This window comes from Streptomyces sp. NPDC053542, from assembly GCF_044544685.1.
In the GTDB taxonomy this organism is placed as follows: Bacteria; Actinomycetota; Actinomycetes; order Streptomycetales; family Streptomycetaceae; genus Streptomyces.
On sequence record NZ_JBITXL010000012.1, the window covers coordinates 24589 to 46429 of the forward strand.

Genomic DNA, 21841 nt, shown 5'->3' on the forward strand with positions numbered 1-21841 from the left:
GGCCCCTGGGGATCTTTTCCCCGGGGGCCCGGCCCTTTTCGCCTTCGGCGTGGGCCGATGATCGCCTTCGGCGGGCCGATTTTCGCCGTAGGCGGCAGGTGGTCGGCGGGCTGCCGCGCCGTTGTGGTTGCTCGCGCAGTTCCCCGCGCCCCTTACGGGGCGCATGCCGAGGCCCCCGGTACGGACTCACTCGTACCGGGGGCCTCGGCCTGTCGTTCGTAGGGGCCGGGTCGGCCCGTACGGTTACGCCTTGCGCAGGCGGAAGGTGAGGGACAGGGCCTCGTCCGTGAAGGGGTCGCCGTATGCCTCGTCCGCGTCGCCGGCGGCGAAGTCCGTCGCCAGGACCTCGTCGGAGATCAGGGCCGCGTGGTCGGCCAGGGCCGTGCGGACCTCCTCGTCGGAGGACTCCCAGCGCAGCGCGATCCGGTCCGCGACGTCCAGGCCGCTGTTCTTGCGGGCCTCCTGGATGAGGCGGATGGCGTCGCGGGCGAGGCCCGCGCGGCGCAGCTCCGGGGTGATCTCCAGGTCCAGCGCCACGGTCGCGCCCGAGTCGGAGGCCACCGACCAGCCCTCGCGCGGCGTCTCGGTGATGATCACCTCGTCGGGGGCCAGGGAGACCGTCTCGCCGTCGACCTCGACGGTGGCCGTGCCCTCACGCAGGGCGAGCGAGAGGGCCGCGGCGTCGGCGTTGGCGATGGCCTTGGCGACGGCCTGGACGCCCTTGCCGAAGCGCTTGCCCAGTGCACGGAAGTTCGCCTTGGCGGTGGTGTCCACCAGGGAACCGCCGACCTCGGAGAGCGAGGCCAGGGAACTGACGTTCAGCTCTTCGGTGATCTGGGTGCGCAGCTCGTCACCGAGCGTCTCGAAGCCGGCCGCGGCGACCAGCGCGCGGGACAGCGGCTGGCGGGTCTTCACGCCGGACTCGGCACGCGTGGCGCGGCCCAGCTCGACCAGCCGGCGGACCAGGACCATCTGCGTGGAGAGCGTCGGGTCGATCGCCGAGGTGTCCGCCTCCGGCCAGGTGGACAGGTGGACGGAGTCCGGCGCGTCCGGGGTGACCGGGACGACCAGGTCCTGCCAGACCCGCTCGGTGATGAACGGGGTGAGCGGCGCCATCAGGCGGGTCACCGTCTCGATGACCTCGTGGAGGGTGCGCAGCGCGGCCGCGTCGCCCTGCCAGAAGCGGCGGCGCGAGCGGCGCACGTACCAGTTCGAGAGGTCGTCGACGAAGGCGGAGAGCGCCTTGCCCGCGCGCTGGGTGTCGTAGGACTCCAGCGCCGTGGTGACCTCCTCGACCAGCGCGTTCAGCTCGCTGAGCAGCCAGCGGTCCAGCACCGGGCGGTCGGCCGGCGCCGGGTCGGCCGCGCTCGGCGCCCAGCCGGCGGTCCGCGCGTACAGCGCCTGGAAGGCGACGGTGTTCCAGTACGTCAGGAGCGTCTTGCGGACGACCTCCTGGATCGTGCCGTGACCGACGCGGCGCGCCGCCCACGGGGAGCCGCCGGCCGCCATGAACCACCGCACCGCGTCCGCGCCGTGCCGGTCCATCAGCGGGATCGGCTCGAGGGTGTTGCCCAGGTGCTTGGACATCTTCCGGCCGTCCTCGGCGAGGATGTGGCCCAGGCAGACGACGTTCTCGTACGACGACTTGTCGAAGACGAGCGTGCCGACGGCCATCAGCGTGTAGAACCACCCACGCGTCTGGTCGATGGCCTCGGAGATGAACTGCGCCGGATACCGCTTCTCGAAGAGGTCCTTGTTGCGGTGCGGGTAGCCCCACTGCGCGAACGGCATCGAACCCGAGTCGTACCAGGCGTCGATGACCTCGGGGACGCGCACGGCCTCCGCCGAGCACCCCTCGTGGGAGCAGGTGAAGGTGATGTCGTCGATGTACGGGCGGTGCGGGTCCAGCCCGGTCTGGTCGGTGCCCGTCAGCTCCGACAGCTCGGTGAGCGAGCCGACGCAGGTGAGGTGGTTCTCCTCGCAGCGCCAGATGGGCAGCGGGGTGCCCCAGTAGCGGTTGCGGGACAGCGCCCAGTCGATGTTGTTGTTCAGCCAGTCGCCGAAGCGGCCGTGCTTGACCGACTCCGGGAACCAGTTGGTGTGCTCGTTCTCGCGGAGCAGCGCGTCCTTGACCGCGGTGGTGCGGATGTACCAGGACGGCTGGGCGTAGTACAGCAGCGCCGTGTGGCAGCGCCAGCAGTGCGGGTAGCTGTGCTCGTACGCGACGTGGCGGAAGAGCAGGCCGCGCGCGTCCAGGTCCGCGACCAGCGCCTCGTCGGCCTTCTTGAAGAACTGCCCGCCGACCAGGGCGAGGTCCTCCTCGAAGGTGCCGTCGGGGCGGACCGGGTTCACGACCGGCAGGCCGTAGCCCTTGCAGGTCTTGAGGTCGTCCTCACCGAAGGCGGGCGCCTGGTGGACCAGGCCCGTGCCGTCCTCGGTGGTGACGTACTCGGCGTTGACGACGAAGTTGGCGCCTTCGAGCTCGACCAGGCCGAACGGGCGCTCGTACGCCCAGCGCTCCATCTCGCGGCCCGTGAAGGACCGGCCCGTCGTGGTCCAGCCCTCGCCCAGCGCCTTCTCGACCAGCTGCTCGGCGACGACCAGCTTCTCGTTGCCGTCGGTGGCGACGACGTAGGTGACGTCCGGGTGCGCGGCGACCGCGGTGTTGGAGACCAGCGTCCACGGCGTGGTCGTCCAGATCAGCAGCGCCGCCTCGCCGGCCAGCGGGCCGGAGGTCAGCGGCAGGCGGACGTAGACCGAGGGGTCGACGACCGTCTCGTACCCCTGGGCCAGCTCGTGGTCCGAGAGGCCCGTGCCGCAGCGGGGGCACCAGGGGGCGACGCGGTGGTCCTGGACCAGCAGGCCCTTCTTGAAGATCTCCTTCAGCGACCACCACACCGACTCGATGTAGTCGGAGTCCATCGTGCGGTACGGGGCATCGAGGTCGGTCCAGTAGCCCATACGGGTGGTGAGCTCGGCGAAGGCGTCCGTGTGCCGGGTCACCGACTCGCGGCACTTGGCGTTGAACTCGGCGATGCCGTACGCCTCGATGTCCTTCTTGCCGTTGAAGCCCAGCTCCTTCTCCACGGCCAGCTCGACCGGGAGGCCGTGGCAGTCCCAGCCGGCCTTGCGGCCGACGTGGTAGCCCCGCATCGTGCGGAAGCGGGGGAAGACGTCCTTGAAGACGCGGGCCTCGATGTGGTGCGCGCCCGGCATGCCGTTCGCCGTGGGCGGGCCCTCGTAGAACACCCACTCCGGGCGTCCCTCGGACTGCTCGAGCGTGCGCGCGAAGACCTTCTGCTCCTGCCAGAAGTCGAGCACGGCGTGCTCGAGGGCGGGCAGGTCCACCTGCGCGGGCACCTGGTTGTACTGGGGCGTGGGACTCATCGGGGGCTTCCTCCGGCGGACACCGCTTGCGTTCTCCGACCGGAGGGACGAGAGCGCTGCTCCCGCGGTACCACCCTCCTTGGCCGGGGAGCGGCGCCGCGACCACATGATCGCGTCGATCTCCTCGGCCCCCTCATTGGGGTCGCGATGCCGGGTCTACTGGCGCCCAGGGCTCCTGGGGCGTTCTTCCGGCGGCTCCGGGGTGATCTTCACGTCGCGCACACCCCCGGGCTCCCACCGTCCCCGGGTCGCTCTTGGCTGCGTGCGGCGCTACTCGTCCCATCCACGCCTTTCGCTGGGGCCAGTGTACGGGGCGCGGGATGGGACGGCCGACCGCTTTTCCGTGCTGCGCCGACCGGAGTACCGGCGGCGGGAAGCTTGACCCGAATGCCGATACGCAACGCGACGGAATGCGGCAGGCGTACGAAGGAGCCGCCGCGCCCCTGATGGGCTGCCGGATCGCGGCCGGATTACCGGGCGGGGAGCGGGGCACAACGGATGCAGACCGGGCTCCCGTGCGGGGAGACCGGACGGTGGAGGGCGGTGCGTCCCGTTGCCGCGTGCTGTGAGTCGATTTATCGTTCCGGTCACGATTCGCGAGCAAGATCACATACGTGAAGGGATCGCGGCCATGGTGGCGAAAGAGACCGCCGCGCACGACAGCACGGCGGCGCACGGACGGGGCACGCCGCCGGACGGAGCCGCGGCCGGGGACCCGGCGACGGACCCGGTACCCGACCCCGTGCCGGGCCGGCCCGACGAGGCGGCCCGGGCCGGCGGCGCACCCCTCGGGGACGCCGGCGGCGCGGGGCAGGCCGCCGCGAAGAAGCCCGCCAGGAAGAAGACGGCGAAGAAGTCCGCGGCGAAGAAGACGGCGACCGGGAACGCGCCGGTGGGGGAGGACGCGCCCGAGGACGCCGCGGCCCAGGAGGCCGCGACGGGGCACCCGCCCGCGGAAGCCGACGACACCGGGACGGACAGCACCGCGACCGGGAATCCGCCCCCCAAGGAGAGCGCGCCCAGAAAGACCACGGGCAAGAAGGCCGCGGCCAGGAAGGCGCCGGCCAAGAGAGCGAGCACGGCCAGCAAGGCTGCACCGCCGGAAGAGGCGGTGCCCGCTAAGAAGACGGGAGCCAAGACGGTGGTGGCGAAGAAGACTCCGGGCGGGGCACCGGCCGCTGCGGTGGACGACAGTGAGCAGACGGCCGCCGCGACGGCCCTGCCCAAGGCGCGTACCGGCCCGGCGACCGCCGCCGAGCTGCCCGTACGGCCGGGCGAGGATCCGTGGTCGGAGGCCGAGGCGGACGAGGCCCGTTCGATGCTGAGGGAGGAGGAGCACCGGCTGCGCGAGGAGATCCGGTCCTCCGAGGACGCCATCGCGGGCCTGATGCGGGACTCCAGCGACAGCACGGGTGACGAGGCCGACACCGGCTCGAAGAACATCACCCGCGAGCACGAGATGGCGCTGGCCTCGAATGCGCGCGAGATGCTGCTGCAGACCGAACGGGCGCTGGAGCGGCTGGACGCGGGCACGTACGGGCTCTGCGAGAACTGCGGGAAGCCGATCGGCAAGGCCCGTATGCAGGCGTTCCCCCGGGCGACGCTCTGCGTGGAGTGCAAGCAGAAGACCGAGCGGCGTTAGGAAGAGGGCGGGACCGGGGCGGCACCGCCCCGGTCCCGCGCCCCTCATGGGGCACGCCGCATGCAGCCCGGCCCCGTGCCGTACTCTCGAAGTTCAGCCAGGCGGGGGCCTGGCCGCGGACACGGAACGGGCTGAGGACTCACACGTGGCAGAGGCGGAGCGCATCACCGGTACGCCGGGCAACGGACCGGAGCCCGGGCACGGGGACGGCGGGGAGACCGGGCAGGACGACGCGGCGGAGACGGGCGCGAGCGCCGCGCCGCGCGGGCCGCGGCGGATCGGCGCGCTGCTGCTCGTCGCGCTGATCGTGTACCTCCTGGACCTGGGCAGCAAGCTGCTGGTGGTGGCCAAGCTGGAGCACCACGAGCCGGTCCAGGTGATCGGCACGCTGCTGCAGTTCGAGGTGATCCGCAACCGTGGTGCCGCCTTCAGCATGGGCGAGGCGCTGACCATCTTCCTGACGCTGATCGCCGCCGCGGTGATCGTGGTGATCTTCCGGATCGCCCGCAAGCTCTACAGCCTGCCCTGGGCCCTCGCGCTCGGCCTGCTGCTCGGCGGCGCCTTCGGCAACCTGACCGACCGGCTCTTCCGCTCGCCCGGCGTCTTCCAGGGTGCGGTGGTCGACTTCATTGCCCCCGCGCACTTCGCGGTCTTCAACCTCGCCGACTCCGGGATCGTCTGCGGCGGCATCCTGATCGTGCTGCTCTCCTTCCGCGGCCTGGACCCGGACGGCACCGTCCACAAGGACTGACGCCGGGTCTTCCACAAGGGCCGGCCCGGGCCCACGGAGGGTTTTCCACAGGCAGGGACGGGGCCGACGGAAGTGTCCGCGGGGACTGCCATACTCGTGGGGTGAGCACGATTCCCGAGATCCGCACCCTGCCCGTACCGGACGGCCTGGAGGGCGAGCGCGTCGACGCCGCGCTGGCCCGCATGTTCGGCTTTTCCCGTACGAAGGCGGCCGAGCTGGCCGCCGCCGGAAAGGTCCGGGTCGACGGATCCGAGGTGATGAAGTCCGAGCGGGTGCACGGCGGCGCCTGGCTGGAAGTCGAGATGCCGCAGGCCCCGGCGCCCGTGGAGATCGTCGCCGAGCCCGTCGAGGGCATGGAGATCGTCCATGACGACGACGACATCGTCGTGATCATGAAGCCGGTCGGCGTCGCCGCGCACCCCAGCCCCGGCTGGACCGGCACGACCGTCATCGGCGGCCTGGCGGCGGCCGGGTACCGCATCTCCACCTCCGGCGCCGCGGAGCGCCAGGGCGTCGTGCACCGCCTGGACGTCGGCACGTCGGGCCTGATGGTCGTCGCCAAGTCCGAGCGCGCGTACACGTCCCTGAAGCGGCAGTTCAAGGAGCGCGTGCCGGAGAAGCGGTACAACGCCCTCGTCCAGGGCCACCCCGACCCGCTCAGCGGCACGATCGACGCCCCGATCGGCCGCCACCCCCAGCATGACTACAAGTGGGCCGTGACCGCCGACGGCAAGCCCTCCGTCACGCACTACGACCTCGTCGAGGCGTTCCGCGCGGCCAGCCTGCTGGACATCAAGCTGGAGACCGGCCGCACGCACCAGATCCGCGTGCACATGTCCGCGCACCGCCACCCCTGCGTCGGCGACCTCACGTACGGCGCCGACCCCACGCTCGCCAAGCGCCTCGGCATCTCCCGGCAGTGGCTGCACGCTGTGCGCCTCGGCTTCGAGCACCCGGCGGACGGCCGCTGGGTGGAGTTCGAGAGCGAGTACCCGGAGGACCTGCAGCGCGCCCTGGACCGGGTGCGCGCCGAGAGCGCCTGAGGCCCGGGCCGGGTGCGGGCACGAGAGCGCCTGAGACCCGCAGCCGCCCTCGGGAGGGTGCGCCGACGGGCGTTTCCCGCGCTTCATGGCAGGCTTGATCAGTGATCGACTGATTTCGAAGCTCCGGAGCGTGCCTGCCGTGGACCAGCTGGCCCTGATGTTCGTCCTGCTGCTGGGGGCCGTGCTCATGGTCCCGCTCGGCGACCGGCTGGGGCTGCCGTCACCGGTGCTGATGACGCTCGCGGGCGCCGTGCTGGCCCTGCTGCCGTTCGTACCGAACGTCCACGTGCCGCCGGAGTTCATCCTTCCGCTGCTGCTGCCACCGCTGCTGTACGCGGCGGTGCAGCGCACGTCCTGGCGCCAGTTCACCGCCAACATCAGGCCGATCTTCCTGCTCGCGGTGGCGCTGGTGTTCGCGACCACCGCGGCCGTCGCCGCCGTCGCGCACAGCGTCGTCCCCGGCCTGCCGGTGGCCGCCGCCGTCGTCCTGGGCGCGCTGGTCGCGCCGCCGGACCCGGTCGCCGCGACCGCGGTCGCCGGCAAGCTCGGGCTGCCCCGCCGGCTGGTGTCGATCCTGGAGGGCGAGGGCCTGTTCAACGACGTCACCGCGATCGTGCTGTACCACGTGGCGCTGGCCGCCGCGGTCTCCGGCACCTTCTCGGCGCCGGCCGCCGTCGGCATGCTGGTGCTCTCCGCCGTCGTGGCGATAGTGGTCGGCGTGGTGCTCGGCTGGCTCGCCAACAAGCTGATGGACGTGGTCGACGACGCGACCCTCCAGGTCGGCCTGACGCTGCTGGTGCCCTTCGTGGCGTACGTCCTCTCCGAGGAGCTGCACGGCTCCGGCGTGCTGGGCGTGCTGACCGCCGCGCTCTTCCTCGCGCACTACGCCGCCGACGCGGACGACGTGATGGGCCGGCTCGCCGGGCACACCTTCTGGGAGGTCGTCGACACCCTCGTCACCGGCGTCGCCTTCGGCCTGATCGGCCTGGAGCTGCACAACATCTTCGGCACCGCCGCCGGGCACTGGCAGCAGCTGCTGGGTGCCTGCGCCGCCGTCGTCGCCGTCGTGGTGGGCGTCCGGCTGCTGTGGCTGCTGCCCGCCGCCTGGCTGGCCCGGCGGCTGCACCGGCACCGCATCGCGGAGGAGATCCCATCCAGCTGGCGGGAGACCATCGTGATGTGGTGGTCGGGGATGCGCGGAGTGGCCTCGGTGGCGCTGGCGCTGGCCATCCCGTACGAGATCGACGGCGGCAAGGCGTTCCCGGCCCGCGACGAGATCCTCTTCATCGCCTTCTCCGTGGTGCTGGCCACCCTCGTCGTACAGGGCCTGACGCTGCCCTTCATGGTCAAGAAGCTGGGGGTGCGGGCCGACACGGACGCCGAGGACGCGCTGGAGCGCGAGCTGGCGGTCCGGGTGGTCAAGGCGTCCCGGCGGCGGCTGAAGGAGGTGCTGGCGGAGGAGGAGCTGTCCGACGAGGTCGTGGAGCGGCTGTCCCGGAGCACGTACGAGATGGGCGCCCGCATCTCGCCGGACATCGTGGACGACGAGCGGCGCGAGGGCTACGACAAGCGCATCGCGCGCGTGAAGAAGGTCCAGCGCATCCAGGCCGAGCTGCTGTCGGCCGCGCGCCACGAGGTGCTCGCGGCGCGCAGCGAGCCCGGCTCGGACCCCGAGGTGGTCGACCGGGTGCTGCGTCACCTGGACGTACGGAGCATGCGCAGCACGTCCTCGTGAGCCCTGCTGAAACGCTCCTTCTCAGCTGAAACGCTACTTCTCGAGGGAGGGCCGGGGCTCCGGCGCGGGCTCCAGGGCGGGGGCCGGTGCCGTCGCGATGCGCGGGAGCGCGTACGGATGTACGTCCCGCAGCCACGTGATCATCTGCTCGCGCACCTCGCAGCGCACCGTCCAGATCGCGTCCGCGTCCCGCGCGGTCACCAGCGCCCGCACCACGATCGTGGTGGGCGTGGTGTCGGTGACCACCAGGGTCTGGTCCCGGCCGTCCCAGGCGTCGGAGTTCTTCAGGATCTCCGCCAGCTTCTCGCGCATCTCCTCGATGGGCGCGCTGTGGTCGAGCTGGAAGAAGACGGTGCCGGTCATCTGCGCACCGCCGCGCGACCAGTTCTCGAACGGATTGCTGGTGAAGTACGAGACCGGCATGGTGATCCGGCGCTCGTCCCAGGTCCGTACGGTCAGATAGGTCAGCGTGATCTCCTCGACCGTGCCCCACTCGCCGTCCACCACGACCGTGTCGCCGATCCGCACCATGTCGCCGAAGGCGATCTGCAGGCCCGCGAAGAGGTTGCCGAGCGTGGACTGCGCCGCGACACCGGCGACGATGCCCAGCACACCGGCCGAGGCCAGCATCGAGGTGCCGACCGTGCGCATCGCGGGGAAGGTCAGCAGCATCGCGGCGACGGCGACGACGATGACTATCGCGGTGACCACCCGCTGGATCAGCGTGACCTGCGTACGGACCCGGCGGACCCGTGCGGCGTCGCGGGCGCCCGCCGCGTACCGCGAGTACGAGGACTCCACGATCGCCGCCGAGATCCTGATCGCCAGCCAGGCGGTGGCGGCGATCAGGACGAGGGAGAGCAGCTGTCCGACGGCGCTGCTGTGCGCGTCGATGACCGCGAGCTTGGTGCGGTCGAACGTGCCGCGCAAGAGCGCTGCCAGGAGCACGACTTGGAGCGGTATCCGGCAGCGCCGCAGCAGCCCCCACAGTGGGGTGTCCGGGCGCGCGGCGTCGGCCCGGCGCATCGCGAGATCGGCCGCCCAGCCCAGGGCGAACGTGAGGGCGACCGAGCCGCCCAGGACAATCAGCGGACGCAGTACGTCCTCCATGGACACGTGATTCCTCCTGGTCGGGGTCCGCTCCCTGTCGACCGTAACTGGCACGATGGAAGGAGTGCGATCCATCGACAGGGAAGTGAATCCAGTGACCGGCTCTGCGGCGACTCAAACCGTCATTCTGTTCCATTCTGTATACGGGCTGCGGCCGGCTGTACAGGCGGGCGCCGAGCGGCTGCGCGCATCCGGCCATGAAGTAATCGTTCCCGACCTGTTCGACGGGCGCACCGCCGACACCATCGAGGACGGCATCGCGATCAAGGACGAGATCGGCAAGGACGAGCTGCTGCGGCGCGCGGTGGTGGCCGCGGCCCCGTACTCGGACCGCGGGCTGGTCTACGCGGGCCTGTCCTTCGGCGGCTCCGTCGCGCAGAATCTGGCGCTGGGTGACGAGAAGGCGCGCGGGCTGCTCCTGCTGCACGGGACGTCCGACATCGCCGACGACGCCTCGGTGGACGAGCTGCCGGTCCAGCTGCACGTCGCCGACCCCGACCCCTTCGAGCCGCACGACTGGCTGAACGCCTGGTACCTCCGTATGCAGCGGGCCGGCGCCGATGTGGAGATCTACCGCTACGCCGGGGCCGGGCACCTCTTCACCGACGACGGGCTGCCCGACTACGACAAGGAGGCCGCCGAGAGCGCCTGGAAGGTCGGGCTGGGCTTCCTCGCCGACCTGTGACGGACGGCCGGCAGCCGCCGGGCGCGGGCCCGGCGGCCGTACGCGGTCGCCCGGTCAGACCACCGGCCCGTCGGCCCGCTCCACGCGCTGGGTGCCGCTGAGCGTGCGGTACGAGCGTGCCCACGACGACGTGGCGTCCGGGTCGGCCTTGTCGGAGACGGCGAAGTAGTCCATCTGCGTCCGCTCGGCGGTGACGTCCAGGACGCCGTAGCCGTGGCTGTCCATGTCCACCCACTTCACATGGCGGTTGGCGGCCCGGATCGCCGCGGCGGCGGGCAGCGACATCGTGTGCGGGGCGACGTGCAGGGTGTCGTCGAGGTTGTCGGAGGTGACCGAGGTGACGACGAACTCGGTGGCCACCGGGGCCTGCCCGGGGTACGTCGCGGCCTTCAGCGGTACGTCGTTGGCCCACGCCATGTGGATGTCGCCGGTCAGGAAGACGGTGTTGCCGATGGACCGGTCGCTGAGGTGCGTGAGCAGCTCGCGCCGGTCGTCGGTGTAGCCGTCCCACTGGTCGGTGTTGATGGCCAGCCCCTCCTTGGGCATGCCCAGCACCTCGGCGAGCGGCCCGAGCAGATGCGCGGGCACGGACCCGAAGGCCACCTGCGAGATCATCACGGAGGTGCCGACCAGCCGCCAGGCCGCCGCCGAGCGTTCCAGCCCCGCCTTCAGCCAGTCCAGCTGGGCGCGCCCGGTGAGCGTGCGGCCCGGGTCGTCCGCCTCCCCGCTGCCCACCGGCACCTGCTCGTCGCGGAAGCTGCGCAGGTCCAGCAGGTGCAGATCGGCGAGCGTGCCGAACTGCAGGCGGCGGTAGGTGGTGCCGGCAGTGGACGGGCGTACCGGCATCCACTCGAAGTACGCCTGCTTCGCCGCGGCCATCCGCGCCGCCCAGTCGCCCTCCGCGCCCGGCGTGTGGTTGTACGCGCCGCCCGGCCAGGCGTTGTCGGCGAACTCGTGGTCGTCCCACATCGCGATCACCGGGTGCGTGGCGTGCATCGCCTGCGCGTCGGGGTCGGTCTTGTGGACGCCGTGCCGGATCCGGTAATCGGCCAGGGTGAGCAGCTCGTGGCCGGGGGAGTGCGGGCGCACCACGTACTTCAGCGCCGGGTACTCGCCCGTCTTGTACTCGTAGAGGTAGTCGCCGAGGTGCAGCACCGCGTCCAGGTCGGTGCGGGCCGCGAGATGGCGGTACGGCGAGAAGTAGCCGGACTCCCAGTTGGCGCAGGAGACCACGCCGAAGCGGACGTTCGTGGCGGCGGTGCCCGCGGCGGGCGCGGTGCGGGTGCGGCCCACGGGGGAGTGGACGCCGAGCGCGGTGAAGCGGAAGAAGTAGGTGGTGGCGGGCGCGAGGCCCCGTACGTCCGCCTTGACGGTGTGGTCCGTGGCCGCCGAGGTGGTCGCGGTTCCCCGCGCGACCACCTTGGCGAAGCCCTTGTCGGCGGCCACCTGCCAGCCCACCTCGGTGGCCGGGCCCTTGCCGGAGCCCGGCAGTGCGTCGGCGGCGGGGGTGACGCGGGTCCACAGCAGGACGCCGTCGGGCAGCGGGTCGCCGGAGGCGACGCCGTGCTGGAAGGGGGCCGCGGCGGCGGGCTCGGCGGCACGCGCGGTGGCGGCGGCGCCGAAGGGCAGCAGGGCGGCGGTCGTGGCTACGGCCGTGACGGCGGTACGGCGCGAGATCTGGTCATGATCGGTCACGGCCGATCACCCTACTGGCTGGTAAGTGACTCAGGGGGTACGGATTCCATCGAATCCGTGAACCCGTACCCCGGCCGGCGGCCCCGCCGCGTCACTTCCGGCGGCCCCGCGGCCTCACTTCTTCGCCGGGCCGAACTCCGCGTCGATCATCTTCTTGAAGTTGGCCTGCGCGAGCTTGTTGTACTGCGCCTGCGTCATCTGCTGCTGCGGGATCGGCGCCATCGTCAGCTTCTTGTCGCCGTGCATGAAGGTCGGGGTGCCCTTGACGCCCTTGCGGCCGAACAGCCCGGCCATCTCCATCGCCCAGCGGTCGTACGTGCCGTCCTTCACTGCCCGCTGGAACTTGGCGTCGCCCTTGAGCTCGGGCACCTGCTCGGCGACCTTCAGCAGCGCCGAGTCCTTGGCGTAGGTGTCCACGCTCTCCTCGGGGTGGTTCTTCACCGAGTACAGCGCCTCCTTGTAGTGGAGGAACGCCTCGGGGCTCTTGTCCAGCGCGGCGCCCAGCGCGCTCAGCGCGTTCTTGGAGCCCTCGCCGCCGCCCATGTCGTCGATGAACGCGTACATCGTGAAGCGGACCTTGTAGCGGCCGTCCGCGATGTCCTTCTGGAGGACCTCGCCGGTGGACTGCTCGAAGGCCGCGCACGCCGGGCAGCGGACGTCTTCGAACACCTCCAGGGTGTCCTTGGCGTTCTTGTCGCCGATCAGGATCTCGGTGCCGTTCTTGCCCTGCGTGTGCGCGGGCTCGACCAGCTTCGCCTCCTTGGCGGCGTCCCAGCCGGTGGGCTCGTTGGCCTTCATGACGCCGTAGCCGATGCCGCCGGCGATCACCAGGACGCCGAGCACGCCACCGGCCACCACGAGCTGACGGCGGAGCCGCGCGCGCTTCTTCTCCCGCTCCCGTTCGGCACGTATGCGCTCTCGCGCCGCGGACTTGGCGGCCTGGCTGTTGCGGTTGCTCATTCGGTCCCCTCCATGGCGGGGAGTCTGCCACGGTGGCCGGCCGGCGCGGGGTCAAGATTCGGCAACGGCCGGCGGGCGCACGGGACGGCTGCCGCCCGCACGCCCGCCGGCCGCGGCGGTTGCGTTCGTTACTTCTTGAGGCTCTTGTCCACGAGGGAGTTGAACGCGCCGACCGTGGACGGAGCGCTCTGCCCGTCGGCGGACAGCAGCTTGCCGTTCAGCTTCAGGGTCGGCGTGCTCCGCACGTCCTTGGCCTTGTTGAACGCGTCCGACATCGTCAGCGCCCAGCGGTCGTACGTGCCGTCCTTCAGGGCCTTCTGGAACGCCTTGTCGCCCTTCAGCTCCGGCACGGTGTCCGCGACCTTGATCAGGTACGCGTCGTCGGCGAACTTGTCCGGGCCGGTCTCCTCCGGGTGGTACTTCTTCGAGTACAGCGCGTACTTGTACTCCAGGAACGCCTGGGGGCTCTTGTTCAGCGCGGCGCCCAGCGCGCTCACCGCGTTCTTGGAGCCGGTGCCCTGGAGGTTGTCGTCCAGGAAGGTGCCGAGGTGGAAGGTGGCGTTGTACTTGCCGTCCGCGATGTCCTTCTCGACCGTCTTGCCGACGTTCTGCTCGAAGTTGGCGCAGCCGGGGCAGCGCGGGTCCTCGTAGAGCGCGAGGGTGTTCTTGGCGTCCTTCTCACCGATCGTGACGGTCGTGCCGTCGGCGCCGGAGGTGTTGGCGGGCTTGACCAGCTTCGCGTCCTTGGCCTTGGCCCAGGTGTCCTCCGGGCTGCCGTCGCCGCCGCCGGAGTTGGCGACGGCCAGGCCGATGCCGCCCGCGATGGCCAGGACGACGACGATGGCGCCGCCGACGGTCAGTTGCCGCTTGACCTTGTCCTTCTTCGCCTGCCGCTCGCGCTCGGCGCGCAGCCGCTCGCGGGCCGCCTGCTTGTTCGCCTGGCTGTTGCGGTTGCTCATGATCGTGTCGCTCCATGGGTCTGTGCCGGGCGGCGCCGGATACGGCGTGCCGCGCCCCGCACGGGGATACGGAAGGGGACCGGTGACTCGCGGATCAGGCCGCGAGGGAGCAGGCCGGCGGTCCCCGGCGTACGACGCAGTGGACGAGCAGGGGAGTGCCGCGGGAGGGGCCGGTGGCCGGTGCGGGGCGCACGGCCGGGCGGCGCGGGGCGCGGCCCGCGGTGAGCACCGCGACCGCGACCAGCAGCGGCCGCAGCGCGAAGACGGCCAGGGCGCCCAGCAGCTGGGCGAGCGCCGCCTCGCCGCGGCGCAGCCAGGCGGCGGCCAGCAGCCCGACGGCGACGTGCGCGGCGAGCAGCAGCAGCCACGTGCAGGCGGGGGCCGGCTGGTGCCCGGCGGCCGGGGCCAGCGGCGTGCCGACGTCGCCGCCGCGGCACAGCAGGTCCACGCCCAGCGAGCGCAGCGGACCGGCCACGGGGCCGCCGGCCGCGCCGTAACAGGCGTGCTGGCCGGCGTTGAAGACCGTGTCGGCGGCCAGCTCCAGCGGCACGAGCAGGGCCGCGATCGGCCCGAAGCGGCGCTCCCGGCCCGCCAGCGCGTACGCGAGCACGAACACGGCGGCGGCGAGCCCGGCCACCGTGGTCAGCGGCAGCGGCATCCGGGACAGCAGCACATGGGAGGCAGCGGACAGCGTCACGCAGAGCGCCGTGAAGAGCGCCGCGCGCAGTGCCCGCAGGTGTGCCGCCGAGATGTCCATCGAAATCGAGTCTGCCATGGGCCGGGATAAGTGCCGCTTAAGGGGCTTCTGTGAATCGGGGCCCGGCACCTGCCGGGGCCGGGACCCGTGCATCACAGCCCCGGGATGCGGCCGTTGCGGAAGAGGTCGACGAATATCTGGTGGTCCCGGCGGGCCCGCGAGCCGTAGCCGTGCGCGAAGTCCACCAGCAGCTCGGCGAAGCCCTCCTCGTCGGCGGCGATGGCCGCGTCGATCGCGCGCTCCGTGGAGAACGGCACGAGGGAGTGGCCGCTCTCGTCGTCGGCCGCCGCGTGCATCGCGGCCGTCGCCCGGCCCAGCCCGGCCACCACGGCCGCGATCTCCTCCATCTCGTCGATGTCGGACCAGTCCAGGTCGACGGCGTACGGCGAGATCTCGGCGACCAGCTGGCCGCTGCCGTCCAGCTCGGTCCAGCCCAGCCACGGATCGGCATGCGCCTGCAGCGCACGCTGGGAGATCACCGTGCGGTGTCCCTCGTGCTGGAAGTACCCGCGCACCTCGGGGTCCGTGACGTGCCGCGAGACCGCCGGGGTCTGCGCCTGCTTCATGTAGATGACGACGTCGTTCTCCAGCGCGTCGCTGTTGCCCTCCAGAAGGATGTTGTACGAGGGCAGGCCCGCCGAGCCGATGCCGATGCCGCGCCGGCCGACCACGTCCTTGACGCGGTAGGAGTCCGGGCGGGTCAGGCTGGACTCCGGCAGCGTCTCCAGATAGCCGTCGAACGCCGCGAGGACCTTGTACCGCGTCGCCGCGTCCAGCTCGATGGCGCCGCCGCCGGGCGAGAAGCGCCGCTCGAAGTCGCGGATCTCCGTCATCGAGTCCAGCAGCGCGAAGCGGGTGCGCGAGCGGGCGTCGCGCAGCGCGTCCAGCAGCGGGCCCTGCGCCGTGTCCAGCGTGAAGGGCTGGACGTCGTCGTTCCTGGCCCCCGTGGCCAGCGCGTGGATGCGCTCCCGGTAGGCGGCGGCGTAAGTGCGCACCAGGTCGGTGATCTGCTCGTCACTGAGCGCCTTGGCGTAGCCGATCAGCGCCACGGAGGCGGCGAAGCGCTTGAGGTCCCAGGTGAAGGGGCCGACGTACGCCTCGTCGAAGTCGTTGACGTTGAAGATCAGCCGGCCGGTGGCGTCCATGTACGTGCCGAAGTTCTCCGCGTGCAGATCGCCGTGGATCCACACCCGGCCGGTCCGCTCGTCCAGATACGGGCCGGTGTCCTTGCCCGCCTCCAGGTCCTTGTAGAACAGGCAGGCCGTGCCGCGGTAGAAGGCGAAGGCGGAGGCGGCCATCTTGCGGAACTTCACCCGGAAGGCCGCGGGGTCGGCGGCCAGCAGCTCCCCGAAGGCGGTGTCGAAGACGGCGAGTATCTCCTCGCCACGGGCTGCGGCGTCCGTGGCGGGGACGTGCTGGGTCGACATCGCTGGGTGCCTCCTGGGGCCCGTGCGGGGGCCATCTGATTTCGGACGGATGTTCCGTGACTGACAACGCGCGAGGCTACCTGCGCGTGCCCGCCGGAGACTCGGATTGTCAGTCCGGAGTCGTAGACTTCCAGACCGTCCACCCCTCTTCCGCCGACTCTTTTCCGGAGGTCCTCCGCCGTGGCCAAGCCGCCGTTCACGCACCTGCACGTTCACACCCAGTACTCGCTGCTGGACGGTGCCGCGCGGCTCAAGGACATGTTCAATGCCGCCAATGAAATGGGCATGACGCACGTCGCCATGTCCGACCACGGCAACCTCCACGGCGCGTACGACTTCTTCCACAGCGCGCAGAAGGCCGGCATCACGCCGATCATCGGCATCGAGGCGTACGTCGCCCCGGAGTCCCGCCGGACCAAGCGCAAGATCCAGTGGGGCCAGCCGCACCAGAAGCGGGACGACGTCTCCGGTTCCGGTGGTTACACCCACAAGACGATCTGGGCGGCCAACAAGACCGGCCTGCACAACCTCTTCAAGCTCTCCTCCGACGCCTACGCCGAGGGCTGGCTGCAGAAGTGGCCCCGTATGGACAAGGAGACCATCTCCCAGTGGTCCGAGGGCCTGATCGCGTCCACGGGCTGCCCCTCCGGTGAGCTCCAGACCCGGCTGCGCCTGGGGCAGTACGAGGAGGCCAAGAAGGCGGCCGCCGAGTACCAGGACATCTTCGGCAAGGACCGGTACTTCCTGGAGCTGATGGACCACGGCATCGAGATCGAGCGCCGGGTCCGAGAGGACCTGCTGAAGATCGGCAAGGAGCTGGGGATCCCCCCGCTGGTCACCAACGACTCGCACTACACCTACGCGCACGAGGCGAGCGCGCACGACGCCCTGCTGTGCATCCAGACCGGCAAGAACCTCTCGGACCCGGACCGCTTCCGCTTCGACGGCACCGGCTACTACCTGAAGTCGACGGAGGAGATGTACGCCATCGACTCCTCCGACGCATGGCAGCAGGGCTGCGACAACACCCGGCTGATCGCCGACATGATCGACACCACCGGGATGTTCGAGAAGCGCGACCTGATGCCGAAGTTCGACATCCCCGAGGGCTACACCGAGGTCACCTGGTTCAAGGAGGAGGTCCGGCGCGGCATGGCGCGCCGCTTCCCGAACGGCGTCCCCGAGGACCGGCAGCGCCAGGCCGAGTACGAGATGGACATCATCCTGCAGATGGGGTTCCCGGGATACTTCCTGGTCGTCGCGGACTTCATCATGTGGGCGAAGAACAACGGCATCGCGGTGGGCCCGGGCCGTGGCTCCGCGGCCGGCTCGATCGTCGCGTACGCCCTGGGCATCACCGACCTTGACCCGATCGAGCACGGGCTGATCTTCGAGCGGTTCCTGAACCCCGAGCGCGTCTCCATGCCCGATGTCGACATCGACTTCGACGAGCGTCGGCGCGTCGAAGTGATCCGGTACGTGACCGAGAAGTACGGCGCCGACAAGGTCGCCATGATCGGCACGTACGGCAAGATCAAGGCGAAGAACGCGATCAAGGACTCGGCCCGTGTGCTGGGCTACCCGTACGCGATGGGTGACCGGCTCACCAAGGCGATGCCCGCCGACGTCCTCGGCAAGGGCATCGACCTGGACGGCATCACCAACCCGGAGCACCCGCGGTACAGCGAGGCCGGCGAGATCCGGTCGATGTACGAGAACGAGCCGGACGTGAAGAAGGTCATCGACACCGCCAAGGGTGTGGAGGGCCTGGTCCGGCAGATGGGTGTGCACGCGGCCGGCGTGATCATGTCCAGCGAGCCGATCGTGGACCACGCCCCGCTGTGGACGCGGCACACCGACGGCGTGACGATCACGCAGTGGGACTACCCCCAGTGCGAGTCGCTCGGCCTGCTGAAGATGGACTTCCTGGGCCTGCGCAACCTCACCATCATGGACGACGCCCGGAAGATGGTGGAGGCGAACAAGGGCGTCAAGCTGGACCTCCTGGAGATCCCGCTGGACGACCCGAAGACCTATGAGCTGCTCTGCCGGGGTGACACGCTCGGCGTCTTCCAGTTCGACGGCGGCCCGATGCGTTCGCTGCTGCGCCAGATGCAGCCCGACAACTTCGAGGACATTTCCGCCGTCTCGGCCCTGTACCGCCCGGGCCCGATGGGCATGAACTCCCACACCAACTACGCGGAGCGGAAGAACGGCCGCCAGGAGATCACGCCGATCCACCCGGAGCTGGAGGAGCCGCTCAAGGAGGTCCTGGGCCTCACCTACGGCCTGATCGTCTACCAGGAGCAGGTCCAGAAGGCCGCCCAGATCGTCGCCGGGTACTCGCTGGGCGAGGCGGACGTCCTCCGCCGCGTCATGGGCAAGAAGAAGCCCGAGGAGCTGGAGAAGAACTTCGTCCTCTTCCAGGCGGGCGCCCGGAAGAACGGCTTCTCGGACGAGGCCATCCAGGCGCTGTGGGACGTGCTGGTCCCGTTCGCCGGCTACGCGTTCAACAAGGCGCACTCCTCCGCGTACGGCCTGGTCACCTACTGGACCGCGTACCTCAAGGCGAACTACCCGGCCGAGTACATGTCCGCGCTGCTCACCTCGGTGCGCGACGACAAGGACAAGTCGGCGGTCTATCTGAACGAGTGCCGCAAGATGGGCATCAAGGTGCTCCCGCCGAACGTCAACGAGTCCGAGCCGAACTTCGCGGCCCAGGGCGACGACGTGATCCTCTTCGGCCTCTCCGCGGTCCGCAACGTCGGTACGAACGTCGTCGAGGCGATCATCCGCGCCCGCAAGTCCAAGGGGAAGTTCTCCTCCTTCCCGGACTACCTCGACAAGGTCGAGGCCGTGGTCTGCAACAAGCGCACCACCGAGTCGCTGATCAAGGCCGGCGCGTTCGACGAGATGGGCCACACCCGCAAGGGCCTGATGGCGCACTACGAAACGATGATCGACAACGTCGTCCAGGTGAAGCGCAAGGAGGCCGAGGGACAGTTCGACCTCTTCGGCGGGATGGGCGACGCCGCCGAAGAGAGCGGCCCCGGCTTCGGCCTGGACGTGGAGTTCTCCGACGTCGAGTGGGACAAGACCTATCTGCTCGCGCAGGAGCGGGAAATGCTGGGTCTGTATGTCTCCGACCATCCGCTGTTCGGTCTTGAGCACGTACTGTCCGACAAGGCGGACGCCGCGATCGCGCAGCTCACCGGCGGCGACTACTCGGACGGCTCGATCGTCACCATCGGCGGCATCATCTCCGGCCTGCAGCGGAAGATGACCAAGCAGGGCAACGCCTGGGCGATCGCCACCGTCGAGGACCTGGCGGGCTCCATCGACTGCATGTTCTTCCCGGCGACGTACCAGCTCGTCTCCACCCAGCTCGTCGAGGACGCGATCGTCTTCGTCAAGGGGCGGCTCGACAAGCGCGAGGACATCCCGCGGCTGGTCGCCATGGAGATGATGATCCCCGACCTCACGGACGCGGGCACGAACGCGCCCCTGACGATCACCATCCCGACGCTCAAGGTCACCCCGCCGCTGGTCGAGAAGCTGGGCGACGTGCTGAACCAGCACCGTGGCAATACCGAGGTGCGGATCAAGCTGCAGGGCACCCGGAAGACGACCGTGCTGCGGCTGGACAAGCACCGCGTCACCGCCGACCCGTCGCTCTTCGGCGACCTGAAGGTACTGCTGGGCGCCTCCTGCCTGACCGGCTGACGCCATAGGCGCACGAGCGGACGCCGTACGCATACAGCACGAGGGGCGCGTCCCGGGAGATCCCGGGACGCGCCCCTCGCGCACGGTACGGTGCCGGTCAGTTGTGGCCGAAGCGGCGTTCGCGGTGCTTGCGTGCGACGTCGACGGGGGTCGCTGTGGCCGACTTCGACTGCGCTTCCATCGCCGACTGCTGTGCCTGCTGCTGTCCGCGCTCCGCCTGCGTGGCGGCCTTCTCGTTCTGATTGCGGTCACGGTTCTTGTTCTTGGCCATGATCATGCCTCCTGAAGGGGGATCCTGGGACCGGGGCCGAAGCCAGAGTTACACGCCGGGTAAAAGGATGCATTCCGGGCAATTCTCTTGGGTGAGGCGGAGTGTCGGCGACGGGATCGCGACAGCGGCGGCGTAAAGCGCCACGCCGATGATCGAGTTCCGGCAGATAACCCCCGCCCGGTCGGGCAGACTCGGGGAAAGCAGACGTGGAGAGGGCAGACTCGACGAAAGCCGAGGACACCTCAGCCGACAGGCCGAGCCGGGGGGCGACCGGACCGCAGGACCTTTAGGGAAGAGGGTGGAACGTGGACCGCTGCGTCGTCCTGGTGGACGCCGGGTACTTGCTGGGCGCCGCCGCGAGCCTGCTGGCAGGAGAGCCCGCCCGGTCCCGGATCACGGTTGATCACGCCGCCCTCATCCAGGGCCTGCGCGAGCGCGCCGAGGCCGATACCGAACAGAGGCTGCTGCGCATCTACTGGTTCGACGGCGCCCCCGACCGGGTGCCGCAGCCCGAACACCGCAGGCTGCGGGTGATGCCCCGGGTCACGGTACGGCTGGGCGCGCTGACCCGCAGCGACGGCCGCTGGGCCCAGAAGGGCGTGGACGCGGCGATGCACGCCGAGCTCACCGAACTGGCCAGGAACCGCGCCTGCTCCGACATCGTTCTGGTCACCGGCGACGGCGATCTGCTGCCCGGCCTGATGTCGGCCAAGGAGCACGGCGTAGCCGTGCACCTCTGGGCCGTCCAGGCCGCCGACGGGGACTACAACCAGTCCGAGGACCTGGTCGCCGAGGCCGACGAGCGCCGGGTCCTGGACCGCGCGTGGATCACCCGCGCGGTGCGCGCCAAGGACATCAGCGGTGTCTGCGCGCCCTCCTCCGTCCCGCGTACGGAAATCGCGGCCATCCTCTCGGCGCCGCTGCCGGAGTCGGCGGTGGCCGCCGCCGCGGCCGCCTCGGCGGCCGCCCAGGACGGCGACCACAACCACCACCGCGAACGCAACGGCACGGCCCGGCCCGTCCCGCGCGCCGACGCGCCCGACGGCGCCGCGCCGGCCGGGCCCACGACGGCGGACGGCACCTGCACGGAGGACCGCGAGGAGGCGGGCGCCGCCGCGGCCGGCGCCAAGGGCGTGCCCACCCCCAAGGACCTCGCGGGCCTCGGCAAGAGCCATGCGACACCGCCCGCGGGCACCCCCGTGCCCGCCGCCGCGACGCTGCGCTGGTCCTCCGACAAGGGCTGGGTGGACCGGGCCGGCGGGCCGGTCGGCGAGCCGCCGGAGACCGCCTCGCTGCCCACCCTCGCCCAGCTCACCAGCGCCGAACAGCGCTGGGCCGACCGCGAGGAGGACATCACCGCGGTCGGCGGCGACCCCTTCGAGGTCGGCCAGGTCTTCGCCCGCCGCTGGACCGAACGCCTCAGCGACACCGCACACCTCCAGCAGCTCTCCACGGAGTACCCGCGCATCCCGCACCGCATCGACGGCGAGCTGCTGCGCTACGCCGCCCGGTTCGGGCTGCTCGCGCACAAGGACGACCAGATCGACGAGCACGACCGGTACGCCATCCGGGCCGGGTTCTGGCGCGAGGTCGACCTGCGCACGGCCGCCGAGCACGCGCCGGCGACCGACTGACCCGCCGGCCGCCGGCCGCCCCGCGGGCGGCGGGCCGACGGCGGGCGCGTACCCTCGTTCCT

General features: G+C 70.8%; 15 protein-coding genes. 7 read left to right on the forward strand and 8 right to left on the reverse strand.

Features of this window, described 5'->3' with window-relative positions; genetic code table 11:
• Nucleotides 1-243: 243 nt before the first annotated feature.
• A complete protein-coding gene (gene ileS, locus ACIGXO_RS29340) occupies nt 244-3387 on the reverse strand; it encodes an isoleucine--tRNA ligase (protein WP_399792788.1) in 3144 nt (1047 codons plus the stop codon).
• Nucleotides 3388-4018: 631 nt separating this feature from the next.
• Here ileS and ACIGXO_RS29345 point away from each other — a divergent pair.
• From ACIGXO_RS29345 to ACIGXO_RS29360, 4 genes are all read left to right on the forward strand, one after another.
• Nucleotides 4019-5029 carry a TraR/DksA C4-type zinc finger protein gene (locus ACIGXO_RS29345; RefSeq protein WP_399792790.1) on the forward strand — a complete coding sequence of 337 codons (1011 nt, stop codon included), beginning with the start codon at nt 4019-4021 and terminating at the stop codon, nt 5027-5029.
• A 145-nt stretch (nt 5030-5174) separates the two neighbouring features.
• Complete coding sequence (gene lspA, locus ACIGXO_RS29350; protein ID WP_399792792.1) at nt 5175-5780, forward strand: signal peptidase II; 606 nt, start codon at nt 5175-5177, stop codon at nt 5778-5780.
• Between the two features lie 101 nt (nt 5781-5881).
• Nucleotides 5882-6823: an RluA family pseudouridine synthase gene (locus ACIGXO_RS29355; protein WP_399792794.1), complete on the forward strand. Its 942-nt coding sequence runs from the start codon at nt 5882-5884 to the stop codon at nt 6821-6823.
• A 157-nt stretch (nt 6824-6980) separates the two neighbouring features.
• On the forward strand, nt 6981-8558 hold the full coding sequence (locus ACIGXO_RS29360) for a Na+/H+ antiporter (protein WP_399793286.1): 1578 nt from the start codon (nt 6981-6983) through the stop codon (nt 8556-8558).
• A gap of 33 nt (nt 8559-8591) precedes the next feature.
• Here the strand turns inward: ACIGXO_RS29360 and ACIGXO_RS29365 are convergent, their stop codons facing one another.
• A complete protein-coding gene (locus tag ACIGXO_RS29365) occupies nt 8592-9668 on the reverse strand; it encodes a mechanosensitive ion channel family protein (protein WP_399793289.1) in 1077 nt (358 codons plus the stop codon).
• A 94-nt stretch (nt 9669-9762) separates the two neighbouring features.
• On the opposite strand from ACIGXO_RS29365, the gene ACIGXO_RS29370 reads away from it, so the two are divergent.
• Complete coding sequence (locus ACIGXO_RS29370) at nt 9763-10353, forward strand: dienelactone hydrolase family protein (protein ID WP_399792796.1); 591 nt, start codon at nt 9763-9765, stop codon at nt 10351-10353.
• Between the two features lie 54 nt (nt 10354-10407).
• Here the strand turns inward: ACIGXO_RS29370 and ACIGXO_RS29375 are convergent, their stop codons facing one another.
• From ACIGXO_RS29375 to ACIGXO_RS29395, 5 genes are all read right to left on the reverse strand, one after another.
• Nucleotides 10408-12048: an alkaline phosphatase D family protein gene (locus ACIGXO_RS29375; RefSeq protein WP_399792798.1), complete on the reverse strand. Its 1641-nt coding sequence runs from the start codon at nt 12046-12048 to the stop codon at nt 10408-10410.
• A gap of 114 nt (nt 12049-12162) precedes the next feature.
• On the reverse strand, nt 12163-13008 hold the full coding sequence (locus ACIGXO_RS29380; RefSeq protein ID WP_399792800.1) for a thioredoxin domain-containing protein: 846 nt from the start codon (nt 13006-13008) through the stop codon (nt 12163-12165).
• Between the two features lie 128 nt (nt 13009-13136).
• Nucleotides 13137-13967 (reverse strand): thioredoxin domain-containing protein, encoded by an 831-nt coding sequence (locus ACIGXO_RS29385; protein WP_399792802.1) that lies wholly within the window; start codon nt 13965-13967, stop codon nt 13137-13139.
• 94 nt (nt 13968-14061) lie between these two features.
• Nucleotides 14062-14724: a hypothetical protein gene (locus ACIGXO_RS29390; RefSeq protein WP_399793291.1), complete on the reverse strand. Its 663-nt coding sequence runs from the start codon at nt 14722-14724 to the stop codon at nt 14062-14064.
• Between the two features lie 92 nt (nt 14725-14816).
• Nucleotides 14817-16151, reverse strand: a complete 1335-nt coding sequence (locus ACIGXO_RS29395) for a DUF2252 domain-containing protein (protein WP_399792804.1) — start codon at nt 16149-16151, stop codon at nt 14817-14819.
• 180 nt (nt 16152-16331) lie between these two features.
• Here ACIGXO_RS29395 and dnaE point away from each other — a divergent pair, with 180 nt between their 5' ends.
• Nucleotides 16332-19874: a DNA polymerase III subunit alpha gene (gene dnaE, locus ACIGXO_RS29400; RefSeq protein ID WP_399792806.1), complete on the forward strand. Its 3543-nt coding sequence runs from the start codon at nt 16332-16334 to the stop codon at nt 19872-19874.
• Between the two features lie 97 nt (nt 19875-19971).
• On the opposite strand, the gene ACIGXO_RS29405 is transcribed toward dnaE, so the two are convergent.
• On the reverse strand, nt 19972-20145 hold the full coding sequence (locus tag ACIGXO_RS29405) for a hypothetical protein (RefSeq protein WP_399792808.1): 174 nt from the start codon (nt 20143-20145) through the stop codon (nt 19972-19974).
• Between the two features lie 305 nt (nt 20146-20450).
• Between ACIGXO_RS29405 and ACIGXO_RS29410 the strand changes: the two genes are divergently transcribed.
• Complete coding sequence (locus ACIGXO_RS29410) at nt 20451-21779, forward strand: NYN domain-containing protein (protein ID WP_399792811.1); 1329 nt, start codon at nt 20451-20453, stop codon at nt 21777-21779.
• Nucleotides 21780-21841: the final 62 nt, after the last annotated feature.

What these genes read in the sequence shown, in the direction of transcription:
- ACIGXO_RS29360 (WP_399793286.1), top strand. Translation starts at nt 6,981, where the DNA reads ATGTTCGTCCTGCTGCTGGGGGCCGTGCTCATGGTCCCGCTCGGCGAC.
- ACIGXO_RS29395 (WP_399792804.1), bottom strand. Translation starts at nt 16,151, where the DNA reads ATGTCGACCCAGCACGTCCCCGCCACGGACGCCGCAGCCCGTGGCGAG.
- ACIGXO_RS29385 (WP_399792802.1), bottom strand. Translation starts at nt 13,967, where the DNA reads ATGAGCAACCGCAACAGCCAGGCGAACAAGCAGGCGGCCCGCGAGCGG.
- ACIGXO_RS29405 (WP_399792808.1), bottom strand. Translation starts at nt 20,145, where the DNA reads ATGGCCAAGAACAAGAACCGTGACCGCAATCAGAACGAGAAGGCCGCC.
- ileS (WP_399792788.1), bottom strand. Translation starts at nt 3,387, where the DNA reads ATGAGTCCCACGCCCCAGTACAACCAGGTGCCCGCGCAGGTGGACCTG.
- ACIGXO_RS29390 (WP_399793291.1), bottom strand. Translation starts at nt 14,724, where the DNA reads ATGGACATCTCGGCGGCACACCTGCGGGCACTGCGCGCGGCGCTCTTC.
- ACIGXO_RS29380 (WP_399792800.1), bottom strand. Translation starts at nt 13,008, where the DNA reads ATGAGCAACCGCAACAGCCAGGCCGCCAAGTCCGCGGCGCGAGAGCGC.
- ACIGXO_RS29345 (WP_399792790.1), top strand. Translation starts at nt 4,019, where the DNA reads ATGGTGGCGAAAGAGACCGCCGCGCACGACAGCACGGCGGCGCACGGA.
- ACIGXO_RS29365 (WP_399793289.1), bottom strand. Translation starts at nt 9,668, where the DNA reads ATGGAGGACGTACTGCGTCCGCTGATTGTCCTGGGCGGCTCGGTCGCC.